Genomic DNA, 20,007 nt, shown 5'->3' on the forward strand with positions numbered 1-20,007 from the left:
CTAGCTAGTGAGAGGAGAGAAGGCATGGAAAAAATATCAAGACGTAACTTTCTGGGTGTAACCTCGAAGGGTGCGGCGGCTAGCATAGTAGCTGGTACGTTTGCCCCTACCGCATCAAGCATGATTGGCTTGGGTGGTGTTGCATCAGCGAGTGCGAAAGTTAAACCTTTTACCTTTGCAATATTAACTGATGCTCATTTGTATGATATCCCGAACCATCGTTTCGATGCGTTTTTGGAAGACTCAGTGGCACAGGTTAACGCATTAAAACCTCGTCCAGACCTGTTGATTTACGCAGGTGACATTGGTCAATTTGGTAAAGCAGAAGAGCTTGCAAAAGGTCAAAAGATCTTATCTAAGCTGAAAATGCCAATGCTGGTTATTCCGGGTGAGCATGATTATTATCTGGATATGGGTGCTGATTGGCGTAAACGCTTCCTGCCTAAATCTAAGCAGGGTGTAGAAGCCTGGTCACATGATCATAACGGTGTGCATATCATCGGTATGAACTCTATTTTGGTACGTGACTTTTGGACTGATGCAGGCTTAACCGATCACGAACGTATGGGTCGTTTGGAAGAGCTAGAATGTCACCGTTGTGGTCTTTGGGGTGTTCATGAAAAACAATTAGCATGGCTTGAAAAAGACGTGGCTAAATTGAGCCCAGACACACCGATCGTTATTTTCACTCACTCACCATTGTGGGATTACTATCCACGTTGGAACTTCCAGACTACCGATGCTCCAGAGATCCGCGGTATTTTGCGTAAGTTCGACAAAGTGATGTCAATCCATGGTCACGTTCATCAGATTGTTTATAACAACGTTGGTAACATGACGTCAGCCGGTTTGATGTCTACTTCATGGCCTTGGCCTTATCCACCGGTTGAGCTTACCTACCCGCACATCAAGATGAATCGTCAGAACCCTGGTGATTTTAAAGATGGCATGGGTGCTGCTAGCGTAGCTGTTGGTGCGGATTTTGATGGGACCATGAACTATCATGCGTTCTCAGCTGATCTGCTTCCTGCTAACGTCGCTGCTGGTATTCCGATCTAGTCTCGGATCAAACGGAGGTAAGTTGAAAATGAAAAATACAATCAAAAATATAGCTATCGCTGGTATTGCTGCTGTCGCTTTGACTGCAGGTAGTGCTTTTGCTGCTAAGCCAATCGTTGGCCAAGAAGCTGCGGATCAATTCGACGCTTTAATGGCTGCTGTAGCTAAAGGTGATAACTTATGGCACGTACCTCAGGGTTCTAATGGCCTGGGTTGTGGTAACTGTCATCCAGACGGTTCTGCTATTCAGCCTGAAACGTTTCCTAAGGCACATCGTACACTGGGTGGTCGCGTAGTGGCTTTACGTGACATGGTTCAGTGGTGTTTGCAAGCGGTTTCAGCTGCTGATGGTTTTGACTATGCTAGTGATGAAATGATCGCTCTAGAAACCTATGCTACCTATATGAATCGTGGTGCTGTCATTGACCTAGGTAAAGATGTTCAAACTGGTGCGAAACCAGTGATCTCTGGTCCTGGTTACCCTGGTACTGCCCACTAAGGGTTCTACCTACCTTAAGGATTACACCTAAAATAATAAGCGTAATCCACGTTTAAACTTTGGTTTAAGCAGTACTCTAAAGCCTGCAGGTATTTTTCCTGTAGGCTTTTTTTATTTGAGGCCTCCCTTTTCTATCGAATACTGTGAATGTGTCGCAGTAATGACTATTAAGAAGATTCGGTGGTTTTTTATAGCCTTGAGGAAGAACAATGAATATTAAATTTTTTATTATCGCTTTAGTCGGTGTTACGGCACTGGGTGGCTTGTCTGCATGTAGTGATAATTCGGCTGTCAATGAATCAACTACCACTGAATCAACGGTAGTGGGTGAAACGATGACCGCTTTGGATGCGCCGACTACTGCTGAAGAAGTGGTTGTTGCTGCGCCCGTATTGCTGACACAAATATGTGGTACGGAATCAACAGGGACTGCTCCGACAGAAAACTATAGTTTTGTTGAAGGTGATGAACGCATTGTTGTTGATAATGGTTACAAACGTAAAGCCACACTATGGATGCGTTGTGCTTTGGGTCAGAAATGGGATAGTAAGAACCAGATTTGTACTGGTGAGCCAAAATTATTTACTTGGCACGAAGTACATCAACTCGCGGTAAAATACAACGAAGAGGCATTTGGTGGTTTTGATCAATGGCGTGTCCCCTTTCTTCCTGAGTTGATGACGTTACGAGAAACAAATTGTTCAAACCCAGCAATGAATATTGAGGTTTTTACAGGTGCTCCGGCAGTCTTTTTCTGGTCTTCAATGCCGGCAGTTGATGATTTGAATAAAGCAGAATTTAGTAAAGACGAAGCTTATGGTACAGATTTTGTGTCTGGTGAGTTTCGCAGAGAAAAAATTAGTAAGATGGGCGCTGTACGTTTAATTCACGATGGCTCGGATGGCGCTGCCTGGCAGAGTCCATTTGCAAATAAAGAATAGTAGTATTCAAGGTCAAGGCATTATGCATAAGCGTGTGATAAGTAATTAAGCCAAGGGGCGTCCCCAATTATTTGAGAACGCCCCTCTAGTTTATATAGGTCTGCTAAGCATTTCCGTTTAAATTGTGCCATAATTAGTCTTCTTGGCACTGTAAGTCCAATGGGTTCGTGCCGATTAATCTTTGTTTATTAGAATTTTATTACGATGTCGATTGCGCACGAAAAATTTGACGGTAAGGTAGTATTTCTACCTGGTTCGGCCACGTCAGGTGTCAAAACAATTCATATTCCTTCCCCGCTGACGTTACAGCGCGGTGGCATATTGCAGGAAGTTGTGCTCGCCTACGAAACGTGGGGTGAGCTCAATGAAGCGCGCGATAACGCAATTTTATTATTCACTGGCTTATCGCCTGGTACTCACGCCGCATCAAGCCAGGAAAATCCTAAACCTGGCTGGTGGGAGTTTATGATAGGCGAAGGTAAGCCTATAGACAGTGCTCGCTATCATGTTATTTGCGTTAATTCCTTAGGCAGTTGTTTTGGTTCGGCTGGGCCAATTTCAATCAATCCTGCAACAAAACGCCCTTATGGTTTTGATTTTCCCGAGCTGACGGTTGAAGATGTTGCTTTTACTGCGAATCTTGCTATGCATGAGATGGGTATTAAATCCTTGCATACCGTTATGGGCTCTTCATTGGGCGGCATGGCGGCACTTTACTATGCTTTAGAGTATCCCAAGCAAGTAAGCAACCTCGTTTCAATTTCAGCAACAGCCGCTTCATCACCCTTTGCTATCGGTGTGCGTTCTTTGCAGCGTGAAATCGTCACCTGCGATCCAGAATGGAAAGAAGGCCATTATGAAGTCGGTAAAGGCCCATTCGAAGGTATGCGCATTGCGCGTAAACTGGGTTTAACGACGTACCGTTCTGCTGGTGAATGGTTAGAGCGTTTTGGTCGTGAACGCATTGCCGAGCGTGCTGATGATGCTGACCTGGTGGATGTTGAATTTCAGGTTGAGTCATATCTCGAACATAATGCGCGTAAGTTCGCCGAAAAATTTGATGCCAATAGCTATTTGTACTTGTCTCGTGCTATGGATTGGTTCGATTGTCGCGAACATCCTCTATTGTTGTCTAAACAGGCACCGCTACCCTTTCGTTCATTGGTGATTGGTATATCTTCAGACGTATTATTTACAGTCGATGAGCAGCGAGATATTGTTGATCGCCTTGAAAGCTTGGGTAGTGATGTGAGTTTTTCTGATCTAGATTCTCCGTATGGACATGATTCGTTTCTTATTGATGAAGATGCATTTATGCCTGTTCTCGCAGAGTTTCTTAAGACACTTTAACGCTAACGACGCACTTTAGTTTTCCAATTTTTTCTCTAAGTATTTTGCAGGTATATCTAAGTGTCCCCCACTGACCGTTTAAACAATCTTAATGTATTGTCTCAAGATCTTTTGCCTACTCCGGCAGAGGTTAAGTCTAATATTATAATTACTGAGCAGGCTATTGATACCGTTCTGGCCGGGCGTGAAACCTTATGCCGCATTCTTGATCGCCAAGATCCACGTTTATTTTTAGTGATTGGCCCATGTTCGATACATGATACTGATGCAGCTTATGACTATGCCCAGCAACTTAAAGTGCTGGCTGATAAAATCAGCGATACTATCGTTATAGTCATGCGAGTCTATTTTGAAAAACCACGGACGACAGTGGGTTGGAAAGGTTTAATTAACGACCCTGACCTTAATGATTCATTTCGTATCGAGAAGGGGCTGCATCTAGCGCGCGATTTCTTGCTTAAAATAAATGAGCTCGGTTTGCCGGCAGGTACTGAGGCGTTAGATCCTATTACCCCACAATATTTATCAGACTTGGTATCGTGGACGGCGATTGGCGCACGTACTGCCGAATCACAAACGCATCGTGAAATGTCCAGCGGGCTATCAATGCCGGTGGGCTTTAAAAACGGTACTGACGGTAGTTTACATGTGGCAATCAATGCTTTAGCCTCAGTTTCAAAGCCGCATCATTTTCTTGGCATTAACCAACAGGGTCAGTGTGCTGTATTTCGTACACGCGGCAATAGTTATGGTCATGTTGTGTTACGTGGTGGTAGCCACACTAACTATGATAAAGAAAGTGTTAGACAGTGTGAAAACGCACTAACCGACGCTGGTATGCCGATCAATATTGTGGTCGATTGCAGTCATGGTAATTCTAATAAAGATCCAGCAAATCAACCTATCGTTTTTGATAATTGCATCGATCAAATCGTAGCAGGTAATGATAATATTATTGGTATGATGATGGAGAGTAATTTAGAATGGGGCAACCAATCCTTAGGAAAGGATGTTGGCCAACTTAAACGTGGCGTATCAATTACTGATGCCTGTATCGATTGGGCAACCACAGAGCGTGAGTTGCTCAATGCGCATGAGCGTTTATTACCTATTATAAAGCGCAGGAAAAAGAAAGCGGCATAAGTTATTCTAAAACTTCTTTAGTTCGGTTGCCAAAGAGTGTTTTGTCGAAGTGTACCGAGTGTTTAATTTTTAAAAACTGGCGAGAGCTAAAATCCGCGATATTATATGTTACAGAAAATATTGATCAATATCGCGCTAGTTAATGTTTTATTGGTCTTGTCAGCCTGCGCCGCAGTTAAACCACTACAAGAGCCTGAGGTATCGTTCGCCGGGTTGAGTATTTCTTCGCTTGCGCTTGATCAGCAACAATTTCAACTTAAATTTGATGTGAGCAATCCTAATAATCAGACAATCGTCATCAAGTCGATGGACTATGTAGTTACGGTTGCAGGCAAGCGTTTAGCAGAGGGCAAGCATGGTAAGACTATTCGCCTGGTGGCTAATGCCCAGCAAGCAGTAGCAATTGATGTTACCACTTATCTCAATGATACCTTGCCATTATTCGGCCACATGTTGGCTCAGCCAGATAAGCCATTAGATTACGTATTTGGTCTCAAGCTGCGTTTAAGTCGCCCTGTTCCATTCACCTATAATATTAGCCAAGAGGGTGTGCTGGATTTATTTAAATAGTTAGAGGCCTTGGCACGAGGAAATTGACAGATAAAAATGGTGGATTCACCCTGATTTTCCCTCATTTTTCTTTTGCCGCTTGCCTCGTGCAAAGGTCTCAGTTAAAAGAACTTGCTTAGTGTAACTTGAATATGGTCATCGCGACTTAAGCTGAAATTGATGTCAGTCGATTCCACGTTTGAAAACCAACGGCTTTCGATTTCGATTTTCCAGCTTTGTCCAATACGGCGGCTAGCTTCAAGGTTGAATGATCGAGTGCTGCTGCTGGCATCTTGAATAATGCCAAACAGTAATTCACTTGACTGTGCATCATTTAGGGTGAGCCGTGCGCCAAATAAATAATCATCCTCAAAGGGTGTGAGAGCAGCTTCATTTCTGTCATCAAATAAGTATTCACCAATCCAGCCTATATCAATGGCTGTATTGAATACGCCGACAACGGTGTATTCAAAGCCGGTTGTCAAAGCGGTAAAGCGATCACCCTGTCCACTGCGCGATATCGCTTCAAGCTTGAGCAGCCAGTTTGCTTGATAAGTTTGTACATCAATGCCTGTTTGGTCTATTAAATTATAGACCGGTATGAATGCACTACCATCATTGTTGGTGATAAAGACAGGTTCGCGGCTGGTGCCCGAAAAATGCGAGAGACCAATATCCCAACCACCGAGTACTTGTGACCAGCGTAGCGCCCAGTCTATGTGTTTTTCTTCGGCTGACGATTCATAGATCGGATTATTGCTATCGACAACAGGGATGCTGCGCAGGCGCCCATCAACACCGGGGAATGTGCGCTCACGAAAGCCTGGCAGTAGAAATAGATCGAGTGTTCCGGCTGGTTGGACCAATGCTAAATTAATCATAGGCTGACCAAGCTTGTCTTCCGTATCGAGATTCTCAATCAAGTCGGTTTGATTAATAATATCAACCAGGTGTTGGCTCTCGGTGGTGCCCCAAAAGACTTTACCTATGCCAACACGTAGTTCCCAACGATCAGCGACAATCTCGTAAAGCAATTCACGAATGTCGGCATGGCTACGCTCGTTGTCATTCTGGTCTAAACGAATAAAAGGTGTAATGAGCAAACTTTGTTTGCCCTTGTCCCAACTATAATAGAGTTCAGGTTGCAGTGAAAAAGAGATGTTGCTATCGCTTTGTTGTACAGAACGTGCTTGTTGTGGAAAGTAACGATATTCTAATGCGGCAAAGCCAGATAATTCACCTTGTAAATCATAGGGTAAATCACGGGCAAAGGAAGCCTGACTCAGCGACACTGTCAGTAGGCATAGAGCAAGGTGTTTATACATTGATTAACGCGCACGCTTTAAACTATTCTGATCAAAGTCACGGTCACTGAGGCCAGTTTGAAATTGGTAGTTATGCCACTCCAGAGTGGTACTTTTCTTGGTTTGATGATTAATCATTTCAAAGCGATCGGCACGCCAATATTGCTTGTTATATTTTTGATAGTCATACTGAGTTAAGGTTTTTAACAGACTGTTCTTGCGATCATAAAATTCGGTTTTTAATGGTTGATACATTTCCTGATCAAGCCAAACAATGCGGCGAGTGTAGCCAGAAAATTCATAGGTGGGAAATTGCTCAATGACGAAAAGAGGGCGGCCATCAATTTCTTCATCACGCAGATATTTATAAGTATATTTATCCACCTCGAATGAGGCGATATCTTCAAAGGAAAACTCACTGCCCATAAATGGACCTGATTTGTTGCGAGAGGCAATACGCTTGACACGTTTTAGCGCGGGGAGAAAGAGCCATTGATCATCCGCTTTTTTCGAGTGTGTATAGCTTAAGAACGCTGTACCTTTAACATCGCGCGGTTGGTCAAAGATAGAAATGCTTTTGTCACCATCGCCCTCGACTTCGAGTGTTTTAATGCGGACTTCGCGAATGCTTGTTTTACCAGCGGCGTTGCGTAATGTCATCCGCATAGCGGTAACCTGATCACCAAAGCCGGAATCACGTCTATCCGCCTCAATGGCTATTTCAAGGCCACGCTCTTCGGGTGTTTGTGCAAACGCATTATGAAGTGTTAGCAGACTAATCAGCAGTAGTACGAATAAGCGTGTCATTACGGTTCTCCTCAATTTTCATCAGTAAGGGAAGGAAAAATAAAAAATCTGCAACGAGGGCTGCCGCAATAACAATGGCGGTAAGCAGACCCATAGATGAGTTAAGGTAAAAGTCGGACAGGGTTAGAATTAAAAAACCAACGATAAGAATTGTCGAGGTGATGACCAAGGCGGGGCCTACTGTCATCAGGGAATAACGTACGGCTTCAAAAGTATTGGCGCTATTTTCGCGACGAGCACGTAGATATTTGCTCAGCAAGTGTATGGTATCGTCAACGACAATACCCAAAGTCATACCCATGACGACTGACAGGCTAAGTCCCACCTGGCCCACTGCAAGTGCCCAAATACCAAAGCCCATGCCAGCGGGAACCAGGTTAGGTATCAGACTGAGCAAGCCAATTTTTATCGAATGGAATGCGACAATCAGTATCAGCGATATACCGATCAGCGCCAGGGTGGTGCCAAGCAGCATGCTGTTGATATTACGTTTGCCGATATGAGCAAACATAATAGAAGTTCCTGAACCGTCAAAATCGTTGTATCGCGGAGAATTTTCCAATAGCCAGGCCTGGGCTCGTTTTTCTAAAGCCAATAGGCCATTGGTAGACATGTTGCCGAGCATCACCGAGAGGCGTGTGGCTGATTTATCGACATTCACCTGGTTATTGAGATCCAAGCCATACGGTAATGACATTTCATAGAGCAGTAAATATTGTGCGGCGAGTTCACGTTGCTCGGGAATGCGATACCAGGCTTCATCATCGCCATGCATGTTTTTATTAAGGCGACGCATGATGTCAATAAGGCTATTAACATAGCGTGTTTCTGGTTGCTGTCGCCACCACTCGGTAAAATTAGCCAGCGCCAATAAATATTCAGGATCAGCAATACCTCCTGCCACGCCAGACTCAAAGGAATATTCGATAAGTTCAACGCCGGTAAGGTTGGCAATAGCAAAATCGTTGTCCTGGCGAAATTCGGTACGTTCACTGAAATATTCTGTAAACACATCATTGAGTTCGTTTTTAGGGGCTATAGCGATGAGCACCACAACCACTGTGCCGACGCCATACAACAATCCTCGTCTATTGCGAATAAGCCAGTCTGCAAAGTACTGCATTGCCGGGGTGGTTTGCGTGGCGCCAGGCTTTATCCGAATGGGCAATACACTTAATAGGGCAGGCAGAAATAAGGTGGCGTAGAAAAATGAGCCAACGACACCCATTGCGGTGAAATTACCCAGGTCACGAAAGGGTGGTGAATCAGAAAAATTAAGGCTTAAAAAGCCAATAGCGGTGGTCAGGCTGGCCAAAAAAATGGGTTGCAAATTAATGCGCAAACTTTCGCTAATGGCTTTGTGCCTAGTCACCCCCGCACGCAACTGCTGGCGTAAGCTCATGAGAATATGCACTGAATTGGCGATAGCAATAGTCAGAATAATAATGGGTGCCGACGCCGCTGGCGCTGTTATCGACAAGCCTAAATATCCTCCCATACCCATGCCGGTTAATATCGAGAAAACGATGACTAATACCGTGGCGAGTGTGCCAGCAAAAAAGCGTGTGAGCACGGCCAACATAATCATCATGGCAAGAAAGCTAAGCGGCACCAGGTTGCTCATATCATGGCGTGAGCTTTCACCAAAAGCATTATCCATCATCACCGTGCCCGTCAGGCGAACGTCAATATTGGCATGGTCTTGCTCTATTTGCTTGGCCAGGTCTCGAGCAAATTTAACGACTTCTGGTGTTTCCGTTTCTTCATTTATACCAGGCAGATATACAGTGACGTTGACACCAGCGACGTGACCACCAGGCGAAATAATATTGTTGACCAGGTTCGGCTCGTTTAATGCGACCTCCCTGATTCGGCTGATATCTTCTGGCGTGAGCGAATCAGGGTTGAGGATAAGGTCTTCGACGACGAGGTCATCTGCACCAATAGCATAACTGTGTTGGAAATTTGCAATGGAATCAACCCGAGTTGAATAGGGTATCTGCCATGCTTGTTCAGTCAGTGCATGGATAATTCTTAAGGTTTTTTTGCTAAAGATATTGCCATCTTTAGGTGCGATAACCAACAATAGATTGTCATTTTTATTGTAGGTCTGTTCCAATTTCTCGAATGCAAGCATTTGAGGATTGTCTTTGCCGAAGTAGACACGATAATCATTAGTGAACTTGAGATTTCCACCACCGCTGGCGATAAGGGCAACACAAATCAGCGTCAGTATGATAATAGGCCAGCGCCAGCGTATGACCCAGGCACCTATTTTATCTTCTATCTGTTTTGTCATACCATCTCCGTATGAATAAATAGAATATTAAAGCTTGGCACTCCATGCTCAAACTACGAGCTGAAAAAGATTATCATTTGATTAAGTAGCACTACTAGCGCGCATACCTTTTACAAATAGGTCAATAAGGTTTTTCGCGCGCTGTTCAAATTCGCTTTTTGGAAATAAGCCAATAAATAAAGGAAAGTTAAATAACGTTAGGCCAGAAAGTAGCGTTTTGGCGGTAGCATTGGTATCGTCAACCTGCCATTCATCGGCGTTATTGCCTTCCAGTAGTATTCCAGCAATCATCTTTTGTTGTGCTGCCAAACTTTCATGAACGATATCAGGCCGCTCTGTTGTGATCATCGCTATTGTTTCATTTAAGTGGGTATTTTCAGCGATAACTTCATGGGCATGTTCTATCATCAGCATTGTCAGGCGCAGTAATTTCTGCTCGGCACACAGTCCTTTTTCACTGATGGCTTGATGGCTCTGGTCGTGTTCTTGCTGAATGCAGTTTTGTGCGCAGGCGCTAGCAATATCGAGCTTATTGGTAAAATAGCGATAGAGATTGGCAGTTGACATATCTGCATCGCCAGCAATATCGGCCATGGTTGTTTTGCCGTAACCATAGTGCGAGAACCGTTGCCTGGCGATTTCGAGTATGCGCTGACGAATACTATCGGTGGTTTGTGCCGTTTGAGCTGGTGCCATAATGTTAATAGTGAATAAATTATTAATTATTCACTATTATGCGCAACTAATTTTCTGTGTCAAGTGATCCGAGTTGGGCTAACAGGCCCTGGCTTAAAATTCGTATTCTAGGGGGCTCTGAATAAGTCCCTCAAGCGGCGCTATTGGCGTTCACCTCTGAGGTGTTTAGGAACAGAAGCCCAAAATGCGGGCAAGCCCGCATTTCTCACCAGGGGGCGAGATGATCGCGCAGAGAGTTGATTTCACAGTGGATTTTCTGAGGCAGTGGAATACCGGCTGTATTTCCGACCGAAGAAAATCCACTGTGAAATCAAAGATCAAGCGAGGACTCGTCATCCTGGTGAGAAATACGGGCTAGCATACATCTTGTGCGGTCAGTTGCCATTTGGCCTGGACTCCAGTGTTTTTCGTACTCAAGTCCCGTTAATTGGGTGCCGCTACTGTAAATATCACTCTAGTGGTTTTATTTGATGTGAAATACGGATTTAGTATCACAAGGAATTGTGCATTTATTATTCTTGTACTGGTAGCAGCGCCAGTATGGTCTGCTGTCAATCAGATACCAGATGTACGCGTACTGATTGATATTTCGGGAAGCATGAAAAAGAGCGACCCGGGCAATCTACGCATTGCAGCGACGCGTCTCATTGCTGGCTTGATGCCAGAAGGCAGCCGTTGTGGTGTCTGGACTTTTGGCCGCTATGTCAATATGTTAGTGCCAGTACGCAATGTTGATGATGAATGGCGAGAGCTGGCTAGAGAGAAATCAGCGTTAATTAATTCTGCTGGTTTATATACCAATATTGAAGGGGTGTTGGAAAATGCCTCTAGCGGTTGGTTTGATTACGATCCCAATACGAAACGTAATATTATTCTATTAAGTGATGGTTACGTTGATGTCTCTAAAAAAGCGCAGGAAAGCGCAGAGTCACGTCGTCGCATTATTGAGCAGACACTACCGCGTTTAAAGAAAGCTGGCGTCATTGTTCATACTATTGCCCTGTCAGAAGACGCTGACCATCAATTGTTAGAGACTATAGCTGTTGCGACTGATGGCAGTTATATGAGAGCCACTGAAGCAAATAAGCTCAATCGCCTGTTTTTAAAACTCTTCGAAAAATCTACTGAGGCTCCTTCTTTACCACTAAAAGATAATAAGTTTAAGGTTGATAAAAGTATTAACAATATGACCTTGCTTATTATGCAGGCAGACGAAGCCAGGCTGGCTGAGGTCATTGCGCCTAATGGTCAGTCGTTTAATCAGGCATCTCATCCAGCGAATGTTAAGTGGCATCATGAGAAGGGCTTTGACCTGGTAACGGTGGAGTCTCCTGTTGCAGGACAATGGCAAATTGATGCCAATATAGATCCCGATAACCGTGTGATCGTTGCGACCAACCTTGAGTTACATGTTTCGCCTATACCGAACAGCATTATGCCCAATGAAATTGTTCATATATCAGGACATATGCTAGAAGACGGCAAGCCACTAATAAAGCGTCAGTTGTTAGAAAATATTGAGATGGTGTTGCTACAAGAAGAGTCTAATGGTGTTACACAAAGCATTACATTAAGTGATGATGGCATTCCTCCAGACCTTAATGCTGGCGATGGTATTTTTAGCACTACAATGAGGCCGCTTGATGTGCAAGGTGTTTACGAGTTAAGCGTTATTGCGACTACTCCGACGTTTGAGCGTGAATATCACCATACCATCAATGTGATGGGTGAACCTGTTACAACTGACGTTAAAGAGTTGGGTGCCGATAAAGGTGGAGTTTTCTTGCTGACACTGACACCGCGTATTGATAAAAGTATTTTAATGATTGATTCATTGACACTGAAGTTGGCTGGTAACGGGCAACCTGCCGTTGAATTGCCGCGTGACGAAAATGAGATTTGGCAGTTTGAATTGCCACCAAAGGTGAGTGGCAAGTATTTAACCTTTAATGTCGATGGCAAGATTGATGGTAAGCGTGATTTTTCTTATGAATGGGATATCGCCATGCCGGGTGCGCCACCATTAGCAGAGCTGATTGCTCAAATAACACATGAGCCTGAGGATGTTACAGCGCATATTCCTCAGCCTGCGGCAAACGATGATTATCATGTGCTACCAGAAGTAGTAGAGCCACAGGTGAAAGAGGAGCACCCTACAGAAAATTTGCAGGCTGCGGAGCCTGATAAGCAAGCCACAGAGAAAGAGGATCATAGTACTAATTGGATATTAGTGATCGGTATTATTGTTGGTGTTAATTTATTGCTTGCTATAGGTGGTGGTGTTTGGTGGTGGGTGGCACGTAAACGCAAAAAATCGAATGAAGCTGACGATGAGTTGGAGGTTGCTACGCCAGAGTCTGCTGCGGCGAAAGCAGAACCGGGTGGTTCGCCAGAAACCAGCCAAGATACAGCGACAGAAGATATTGAAAAAGTAGAAGTAAATGACTCCGCTTCAACTGAGGGAGTAGAGAATAAGGCGAAAGCAGAATCAGATGGTTCGCCAGAAATGAGTCAAGATACAGTGATAGAAGAGATCGAAAAAGCGCAAGAAGCTGAAAGGGTAGAGGCGGTAGAAGAAGAGAATGTACTAGCCGAGAGTGAACAGGCAGCAGATATACCCCAAGAGCCTGCCCCCGACATGAGCGGGGGGCACGTAGCAGATGACAAACCTGAAGCTGACAAAGTGGCATGAGGCAAGGGGTTAGGTAAATGCAGGAGTTAATGGCAAGCTCTGGTTTGATAATAGTAGAAATAGCGTTGGTACTGATAGTTGTCTTTATCATTATTGGTGTTATTTTTCTACGTAAAAGCAAGGGCAAAATGACAGAGGCTAGGAACTTTGTGAAGAAAATTAATGCCAACGTTAGTAAGCGTAAGGAAAGTCACTTAGTGTTTGCTACAGAGAGTTTTGGTGATCGCCTTGGCGCATCAGAAATATCTGCACATGTTGATTCGCTTTTAGAAAAAGAGAATTCGCTGTATGGAAAATTCGTAAAAGTGGTGATGCATCATGAAGGGCATGCATTAGAACAGGTTAATGAATATGTCGATGACCTGATTCGAGCCTGCCATATTAAATTACCAATTCAGAATGAGGATACGCAAGCTGATTCAGTAGATGCTGAATCGTCTCAACACGCTGAGCTCATTCAGTCTCTTACAAATCAGAACGAAAATCTTCGCTCTCAAATGGATAAATTGATTGCGGAAAATGAAAAAACAATGAGCGAATATGAAATTATCTATGAGAAACACGAGGCTCTAACAAAGCAAAGCGTAGCTCGAGCATAAGGCTCGTTTTTTCTAAACATGACGCTTCTTGAGCCAAGTTTTAGCGTGGATTGCAAGCGCTACAATCTACTAGTTGCCAGTATAATTGGCCGCCAGATACTCGCCATCAATACTTAGAAAAATATACAAGGTGCATTTTTTTGGCTCTAATCTAGCAGCCAAGTCTATTATTGATAATAGTATTTAATTTCTATGTCTTCTGTTGCTTAGGTGACATCCGTACTTCTCGACCATGCACCAAACGATACAAAGCAGGCAGTACCACCAGAGTCAATAAGGTCGATGAGATAATCCCGCCAATGACAACTGTGGCTAATGGACGTTGTACCTCTGAACCGATACCAGTGTTAAGTGCCATCGGCACAAACCCCAGCGCGGCCACTAATGCAGTCATTAACACAGGGCGCAGGCGGGTTAATGCGCCTTCTATTATCGCCTCATTAAGTGCCTGACCGTGAAGCCGCAAGTCTTGAATAAATGAGACCATGACCAAACCATTTAGCACCGCAATGCCTGAAAGCGCAATAAAGCCTACGGCAGCTGAAATTGAGAAAGGGATATCGCGCAATAACAAAGCAACGATACCGCCGGTGAGTGCCAAAGGAACACCTGAAAAAATAATGGTAGCATCTTTGACGGAACCCAGGGCCAATATGAGCAAGCCAATGACTAATAGCAGCGTGATGGGTACGACAATGGCGAGGCGTTGAGTGGCGGACTGAAGCTTTTGATAGGTGCCTCCGTATTCCACCCAATAACCCGCAGGTACATCGACATTTTGTTTAATTTCCTGTTGCACATTCTGCACAAAAGAGCCGAGATCGCGTCCGCGAACGTTGGCTGAGACCACGACACGACGTTTGCCATTTTCTCGGTAGACCTGGCTGTAGCCCATAACTAATTTTAACTCAGCCACTTCTTTCAAAGGCACATACAAGTTATCCGCCAGCATGATGGGAAGATCGGCCAGGGCATCGACATCAGTGCGTAGATGTTCGGCTAGTCGAACTACGATATCGGAACGACGATCACCTTCATACAGTTGGTTGGCGACGGTTCCGCCTAATGTCGTTGCGAGCAAATCTTGTAATTGAACGATGCTTAAACCATAACGCGCCATGGCTTCACGTTTGGGCTCAATTGTCATTATAGGCAGCCCTGTGGTCTGTTCGACAGCCACATCGGCAGCGCCCGGCACATTGCCAATGACCTTTTCTATCTGACTACCTAGTGCAATAAGCTGGTCAAAATCATCACCAAATACTTTAACCGCCACTTCCGAACGCACGCCTGAAATCAGTTCATTAAAGCGCATCTGAATAGGTTGCAAAAACTCATAGCGATTGCCGGGGATCGGTGTCACCAGGGTTTCTAATTCAGCGACAAATTGCGCTTTTGTTTTATTGGGGTCTGGCCATTCATTACGCGGTTTAAGAATAATAAAATTATCTGCTACGCTGGGTGGCACGGCATCGGTCGCCACTTCGGCGGTACCGATTTTGGCAAATACCCGTTCAACTTCTGGTAATTTTGTGATTTCTGCTTCCAGGATTTTTTGTAGATGAATCGCCTCACTGAGTGAAGTGCCGGGAATGCGCAGGGCATGCATGGCGATATCACCCTCATCAAGGTTGGGTACAAACTCTGAGCCGAGTTTGGGGATCAGAAAACCGGAACCGACAACTAAGACGATCGCCAGTGCAACAACAAGCCATCTCAGTTTCAGCGAAAGCGATAAGACAGGTTTGTAGAGTGAGCGCGCCGTCTGCACGACGATGTTCTTTTTCTCCTTTATCGGTTTTTTAAACAGCAGCGCGACGCCCGCAGGAATGAAGGTAATGGATAAAATCATCGCGCTGACGAGCGCAATGATGACGGTGGTCGCCATGGGGTGGAACATTTTCCCTTCCACGCCGCTGAGGGCAAAGATGGGAATATAGACGGCGGTAATAATAAAGACGCCAAATAGCGCGGGGCGAATCACCTCACGTGTTGCCTCAAACACAATAGTCAAACGTTCACTGAGTGACAAGCCATCTTTACGATAGGCCTGGCTCAGGCGGCGCATGCAGTTTTCGACAATGATCACCGCGCCATCAATGATCAAACCAAAATCCAGCGCACCCAGACTCATAAGGTTGGCACTGGTTTTGGTCTGCACCATACCGGTAATGGTCATTAACATGGCAATGGGAATTACCGCAGCGGTTAATATCGCTGCGCGTATATTGCCTAAAAACAGGAATAGAACCAGGATGACCAGCAGCGCACCTTCCAGCAGGTTTTTCTGCACCGTCTCTAGGGTTTTATCCACCAGCGTCATGCGGTTATACACCGCCGTGACGGTGATGCCGTCCGGCAGGCTGGTTTTAATCTCTTCTAATTTGAGTGCGACATTACTGGCAACGGTGCGGCTGTTTTCACCAATCAACATGAAGACCGTGCTCATCACTACCTCGCGGCCATTCTGTGTTGCGGCACCTGAGCGCAACTCTTTACCCAGGGTCACACTGGCTACATCTTTTACCTGAACAGGAATGCCTTGATGTTGGCGGATGACAATGTTTTCCAGGTCGCCTAGTGTGTTGGCCTGACCAGGGACACGCATCAACCATTGCGCGCCGTTGTGTTCGATAAAACCCACGCCACGGTTGTTATTGTTATTTTGTATCGCCTCAACCACATCGCTGTAGCTTATCTGGTAGGCGAGTAATTTGGCTGGCTCGGGGGCGACTAAAATCTCTTTCTTGAAACCACCAATGGGGTTGATTTCAGCTACGCCGGGTACACGCATTAACTGCGGACGAATAATCCAGTCGTGGGCTGAGCGTAGATCCATCGGCGTAATCAGGCTGCCATCACTATTTTTGGCGCCCGGTTCGGCATCGACGGTAAACATAAAAATCTCACCCAGTCCTGTGGCAATGGGGCCAAGGGTCGGCTCTAACGCAGGGGGGAGATCACCTTTGGCAGTAGTCAGCCGTTCGCTGACTAACTGCCGAGCAAAATAGATATCCGTGCCCTCTGCAAACACCACCGTTACTTGCGACAAACCATAACGTGAAAGGGAGCGGGTATAGGATAATTTTGGCAGACCCGCCATCGCGGTTTCTAGCGGAAAGCTCACTCGTTGTTCGACTTCCAACGGGGTGTAACCAGGCGCTGCCGTATTGATGACTACCTGAACATTAGTAATATCCGGTACCGCATCAATGGGTAGCTGGGTAAACTTCCACGCGCCCAATCCCATCACAAACAGAACAAGCACCATCACCAATCCACGACGGGCAAGTGCAAACTTGATAATTGCTTCTAACATGATGAATTGCCTTTTGTGATCGCCTTAGTGATCATGGGAGGCACCAGATTTTTCGATATCGGCTTTGATGACGTAACTGTTTTCACTGACATAACGCGTGCCAGGTTCCAGGCCACCCAGCACCTCGGCCCACTCACCGGCTTGTAGACCAAGATCAAGCATACGCACTTCGTATTCCTCACCGATTTGCGCGTAGACCACGGTAAAATCCCTGAAGGCTTGCAGTCCCGTTCGTTTTACCGCCAAGGCAGCGGCATGTTCACCCACGGTTATTTTTGCGCTGACGTGACGCCCAGGGCGCAGTTGGCTTTTTTTGTTATCCAGTACGACGCGAACATTCACCGCTTGGTTGGCTTGTGCCATCACATTAATTCGAGAGACTTTACCGTTGACAGTCTGGCCGCTGGTGGTGTCAGTGATGGTGACCGGCGCGCCCGTTTTTACTTGCGCCAGATCGGTCGGAAAGACCGATAGTTCTGCCCACACCGAATGGGTATTGATGATCTTGAACAGTTGACGGCCATCCGTTTGCTCGCCGACGTTGGCATCACGTTGAGTGATGACGCCATTAATAGGTGAGGTAATAGTAAACAATTGTAAACTTTCATTGCTTTCAACAGTGGCCAGTGTTTGACCTTTGCCAACTTGCTCACCTTGTGAGACTAAGACTGATTTAATCGTGCCATCAAAACGAGCCGTAATTCTGCGCATGCGCTCGCTGTTGGCTGCGATCTGACCATAGACACTGATGGTTTCTTGCATGACGACGGAACCGGCAACCGTGGTACCGATTTCCAGGGCTTCGGCAACCGCAGTTTCAATTTTGGTACGGCCTTCAAAGTTATCGTATTGCCAGGTGTGGGTTGCACCGTTATACGTGGCATTAATCGTGACGACAAAGGAGTGGGGTTCATAGATAACCGTATCGCCACGCAGCGCATCGCCTTTTGGTTCAAAATTAATGTCATCAACCTTGCCGCCCAGGCGGGTTAACTTGATGTTGAGACCCACCTCATTAGGGTTGAGCGTCTTACCCTTTTTTGTCGCCCAGGCGCGAAACTCAGGGGGTACGCCGGTCTCGAAAATAGCCAGTTCAAGTGTGAAGTCGCCATCGTTTAATAGCCGCCCTCGATGCGGACCTTTTTCTGGTTCTGCTTCAGCCATTTCACCATGTCCCCCTTTGGACGACATCGTTTGTTCTGAATTCGTACCATCACAAGCGGTCAGAAATATGGCTAATAACAACGGTAGCAAAATTTGATGTGAAATATTTTGGCCACGGAGGGTCTTATGCAGCGAAGCACATGGACGTGCGAGAGCGTATTTTATGGTGTTATTCATTGGCAACCTCATGGGTTTGGCCTTTCAAAGGAGACACGGCTTGCGCGATGCGCACGCCCGTCAATCGTTCAATTTCAATGATGTTGCGGTGGGCATCAATGCTAGCTTCAACCAATGCATTGTGTGCGTCCAGTAATTCCGCCTGGACGCTACGTAGTTCCAGATAACTATAGCGCCCAAGCTTGTATGCCCTGCGGGTATCGGTGAGTGCTTGCTCAAGCGGGGGGATAACCTCGCCACGTACCGTCCCGATGATATGCAGACTGTGTTGCAATTTTTCATGCATCACGAAGAGCGCGGTTTCAATGCGAATGCGAGCGGCTTGCTCTTCACTGTTTGTTTTAGCCAGATTAGCACGCGCTTCTGCAATGCGGCCAGGATTGCGCGTACGCTCACCAAAGGGAATGCTAATGCCTGCAACAAAGGCTTGATCATTGCCATTGTTGGTATGACGAATCCCTGCATTGACACGCCAGTTAGGTCTGTTTTGCGCCAGTGCGAGCTGTAATTCCGCCTTTTTTAACAACCGGTCTGACAATAGTCGGGCAAACTCAGGGTTTTGTGGTAGCTGAGATTTGAGTGTTTCAAATGATGCCACCTGGATAAGGTTGGTAATGTCACCCTCAACCCGCGCAAATGTCAGTGTCGTTTCTCCCCACTGGGCAGCCAAGCGACGATTCGCTGACAGCAGCTCATGTTCGATATCTTCACGCTGCAGTTTTCTGCGCGCCAATTCTGCTTGCGCCCTGAAAAGTTCAGCTTCAGGTGTCTTGCCTGCTTTAACGCGTATACGTACCGCACGGATTGTCTCTTGTGCGAGTTGAATGGTTTTATCTGCGTTTGCCTCGCGTGCTTGGTAGGCCAGGCTGACGAGATAACGACGTGCTGTTTCGGCTGCCGCATCGAGTTGTTTGATATCTGTTTCAACTTCGATTAAAACTGACCCTGCGCGTGCGGCATCAACGTAATGTCGGCGGACGCCGCGTTCAAGTATCCAGCCAATACTAAGGGTCGCTTCTGCGCTATCCACCCCTTTGTTGTTACCCGTGCCTAAAACATCTTCCAGTTGCAAACTCAATTCAGGGCTGGGCGCCAATCCCGCTTGTTGTACTCGTCCTTGCTGTACTTTCAATCGGTAATCAAACGCCTGTAGATCGGGGTTGTGTTCAATGGTTTTAATAACGGCTTCATGCAAGCTGATCGTACGCTTGTTTGCTGCTAAATCGGAGGCAACACCAATACCGGTAATCGCGGTTGAACTCAGTAGCACCAAACAATATGCAGCCGACCGCCTAGCCGTTGGTCCCGGCATTAAAAAAGATACCCACATTACAAACTCCTTGTGTACGCTTGCTATTGTGCAGGCGTAACAACTTGGTTTTAAATAGTTAGTTGGTTTTAAAAAATGA

At 45.8% G+C, this 20,007-nt stretch carries 15 protein-coding genes; 8 read left to right on the top strand and 7 right to left on the bottom strand.

Annotation, left to right across the window (positions count from 1 at the left end):
- Positions 1-24 precede the first annotated feature (24 nt).
- From JKY90_02395 to JKY90_02420, 6 genes are all read left to right on the top strand, one after another.
- Complete coding sequence (locus JKY90_02395; protein MBL4851120.1) at positions 25-1,059, top strand: metallophosphoesterase; 1,035 nt, start codon at positions 25-27, stop codon at positions 1,057-1,059.
- Between the two features lie 28 nt (positions 1,060-1,087).
- A complete protein-coding gene (locus JKY90_02400) occupies positions 1,088-1,558 on the top strand; it encodes a hypothetical protein (GenBank protein MBL4851121.1) in 471 nt (156 codons plus the stop codon).
- A 209-nt stretch (positions 1,559-1,767) separates the two neighbouring features.
- Positions 1,768-2,499, top strand: a complete 732-nt coding sequence (locus JKY90_02405) for a DUF1566 domain-containing protein (GenBank protein MBL4851122.1) — start codon at positions 1,768-1,770, stop codon at positions 2,497-2,499.
- 204 nt (positions 2,500-2,703) lie between these two features.
- Positions 2,704-3,849, top strand: coding sequence for a homoserine O-acetyltransferase (locus JKY90_02410; GenBank protein ID MBL4851123.1), 1,146 nt, complete (start codon positions 2,704-2,706; stop codon positions 3,847-3,849).
- Positions 3,850-3,909: 60 nt separating this feature from the next.
- Positions 3,910-4,992 (top strand): 3-deoxy-7-phosphoheptulonate synthase, encoded by a 1,083-nt coding sequence (locus JKY90_02415; GenBank protein ID MBL4851124.1) that lies wholly within the window; start codon positions 3,910-3,912, stop codon positions 4,990-4,992.
- A 105-nt stretch (positions 4,993-5,097) separates the two neighbouring features.
- The gene (locus JKY90_02420; GenBank protein ID MBL4851125.1) at positions 5,098-5,562 is read left to right on the top strand and encodes an LEA type 2 family protein; all 465 of its coding nucleotides are present in this window, start codon (positions 5,098-5,100) and stop codon (positions 5,560-5,562) included.
- 101 nt (positions 5,563-5,663) lie between these two features.
- Here JKY90_02420 and JKY90_02425 read toward each other — a convergent pair whose 3' ends face one another.
- From JKY90_02425 to JKY90_02440, 4 genes are all read right to left on the bottom strand, one after another.
- On the bottom strand, positions 5,664-6,839 hold the full coding sequence (locus JKY90_02425) for a hypothetical protein (protein ID MBL4851126.1): 1,176 nt from the start codon (positions 6,837-6,839) through the stop codon (positions 5,664-5,666).
- A gap of 30 nt (positions 6,840-6,869) precedes the next feature.
- Positions 6,870-7,652 (bottom strand): outer membrane lipoprotein-sorting protein, encoded by a 783-nt coding sequence (locus tag JKY90_02430; protein ID MBL4851127.1) that lies wholly within the window; start codon positions 7,650-7,652, stop codon positions 6,870-6,872.
- Entirely contained in the window at positions 7,621-9,951 is a 2,331-nt protein-coding gene (locus tag JKY90_02435; protein MBL4851128.1) for an MMPL family transporter, read from the bottom strand. The genes JKY90_02430 and JKY90_02435 overlap by 32 nt, the downstream gene beginning before the upstream one ends.
- Positions 9,952-10,032: 81 nt before the next feature.
- Positions 10,033-10,647 (bottom strand): TetR/AcrR family transcriptional regulator, encoded by a 615-nt coding sequence (locus JKY90_02440; protein MBL4851129.1) that lies wholly within the window; start codon positions 10,645-10,647, stop codon positions 10,033-10,035.
- A gap of 472 nt (positions 10,648-11,119) precedes the next feature.
- Here JKY90_02440 and JKY90_02445 point away from each other — a divergent pair, with 472 nt between their 5' ends.
- On the top strand, positions 11,120-13,339 hold the full coding sequence (locus tag JKY90_02445) for a VWA domain-containing protein (protein MBL4851130.1): 2,220 nt from the start codon (positions 11,120-11,122) through the stop codon (positions 13,337-13,339).
- A 17-nt stretch (positions 13,340-13,356) separates the two neighbouring features.
- A complete protein-coding gene (locus tag JKY90_02450) occupies positions 13,357-13,938 on the top strand; it encodes a hypothetical protein (protein ID MBL4851131.1) in 582 nt (193 codons plus the stop codon).
- Between the two features lie 190 nt (positions 13,939-14,128).
- On the opposite strand, the gene JKY90_02455 is transcribed toward JKY90_02450, so the two are convergent.
- Genes JKY90_02455 through JKY90_02465 form a run of 3 tightly spaced genes read right to left on the bottom strand, consistent with a single transcriptional unit; the run spans position 14,129 to position 19,910 of the window.
- Entirely contained in the window at positions 14,129-17,257 is a 3,129-nt protein-coding gene (locus JKY90_02455; GenBank protein ID MBL4851132.1) for a CusA/CzcA family heavy metal efflux RND transporter, read from the bottom strand.
- 24 nt (positions 17,258-17,281) lie between these two features.
- Positions 17,282-18,598, bottom strand: coding sequence for an efflux RND transporter periplasmic adaptor subunit (locus tag JKY90_02460; protein MBL4851133.1), 1,317 nt, complete (start codon positions 18,596-18,598; stop codon positions 17,282-17,284).
- Positions 18,591-19,910, bottom strand: a complete 1,320-nt coding sequence (locus JKY90_02465) for a TolC family protein (GenBank protein MBL4851134.1) — start codon at positions 19,908-19,910, stop codon at positions 18,591-18,593. The genes JKY90_02460 and JKY90_02465 overlap by 8 nt, the downstream gene beginning before the upstream one ends.
- Positions 19,911-20,007: the final 97 nt, after the last annotated feature.

The organism is Gammaproteobacteria bacterium (genome assembly GCA_016765075.1).
Classification (GTDB): Bacteria; Pseudomonadota; Gammaproteobacteria.

What these genes read in the sequence shown, in the direction of transcription:
- JKY90_02420 (MBL4851125.1), top strand. Translation starts at nt 5,098, where the DNA reads ATGTTACAGAAAATATTGATCAATATCGCGCTAGTTAATGTTTTATTG.
- JKY90_02430 (MBL4851127.1), bottom strand. Translation starts at nt 7,652, where the DNA reads ATGACACGCTTATTCGTACTACTGCTGATTAGTCTGCTAACACTTCAT.
- JKY90_02395 (MBL4851120.1), top strand. Translation starts at nt 25, where the DNA reads ATGGAAAAAATATCAAGACGTAACTTTCTGGGTGTAACCTCGAAGGGT.
- JKY90_02450 (MBL4851131.1), top strand. Translation starts at nt 13,357, where the DNA reads ATGCAGGAGTTAATGGCAAGCTCTGGTTTGATAATAGTAGAAATAGCG.
- JKY90_02400 (MBL4851121.1), top strand. Translation starts at nt 1,088, where the DNA reads ATGAAAAATACAATCAAAAATATAGCTATCGCTGGTATTGCTGCTGTC.
- JKY90_02455 (MBL4851132.1), bottom strand. Translation starts at nt 17,257, where the DNA reads ATGTTAGAAGCAATTATCAAGTTTGCACTTGCCCGTCGTGGATTGGTG.
- JKY90_02440 (MBL4851129.1), bottom strand. Translation starts at nt 10,647, where the DNA reads ATGGCACCAGCTCAAACGGCACAAACCACCGATAGTATTCGTCAGCGC.
- JKY90_02465 (MBL4851134.1), bottom strand. Translation starts at nt 19,910, where the DNA reads ATGCCGGGACCAACGGCTAGGCGGTCGGCTGCATATTGTTTGGTGCTA.
- JKY90_02405 (MBL4851122.1), top strand. Translation starts at nt 1,768, where the DNA reads ATGAATATTAAATTTTTTATTATCGCTTTAGTCGGTGTTACGGCACTG.
- JKY90_02460 (MBL4851133.1), bottom strand. Translation starts at nt 18,598, where the DNA reads ATGAATAACACCATAAAATACGCTCTCGCACGTCCATGTGCTTCGCTG.
- JKY90_02410 (MBL4851123.1), top strand. Translation starts at nt 2,704, where the DNA reads ATGTCGATTGCGCACGAAAAATTTGACGGTAAGGTAGTATTTCTACCT.
- JKY90_02435 (MBL4851128.1), bottom strand. Translation starts at nt 9,951, where the DNA reads ATGACAAAACAGATAGAAGATAAAATAGGTGCCTGGGTCATACGCTGG.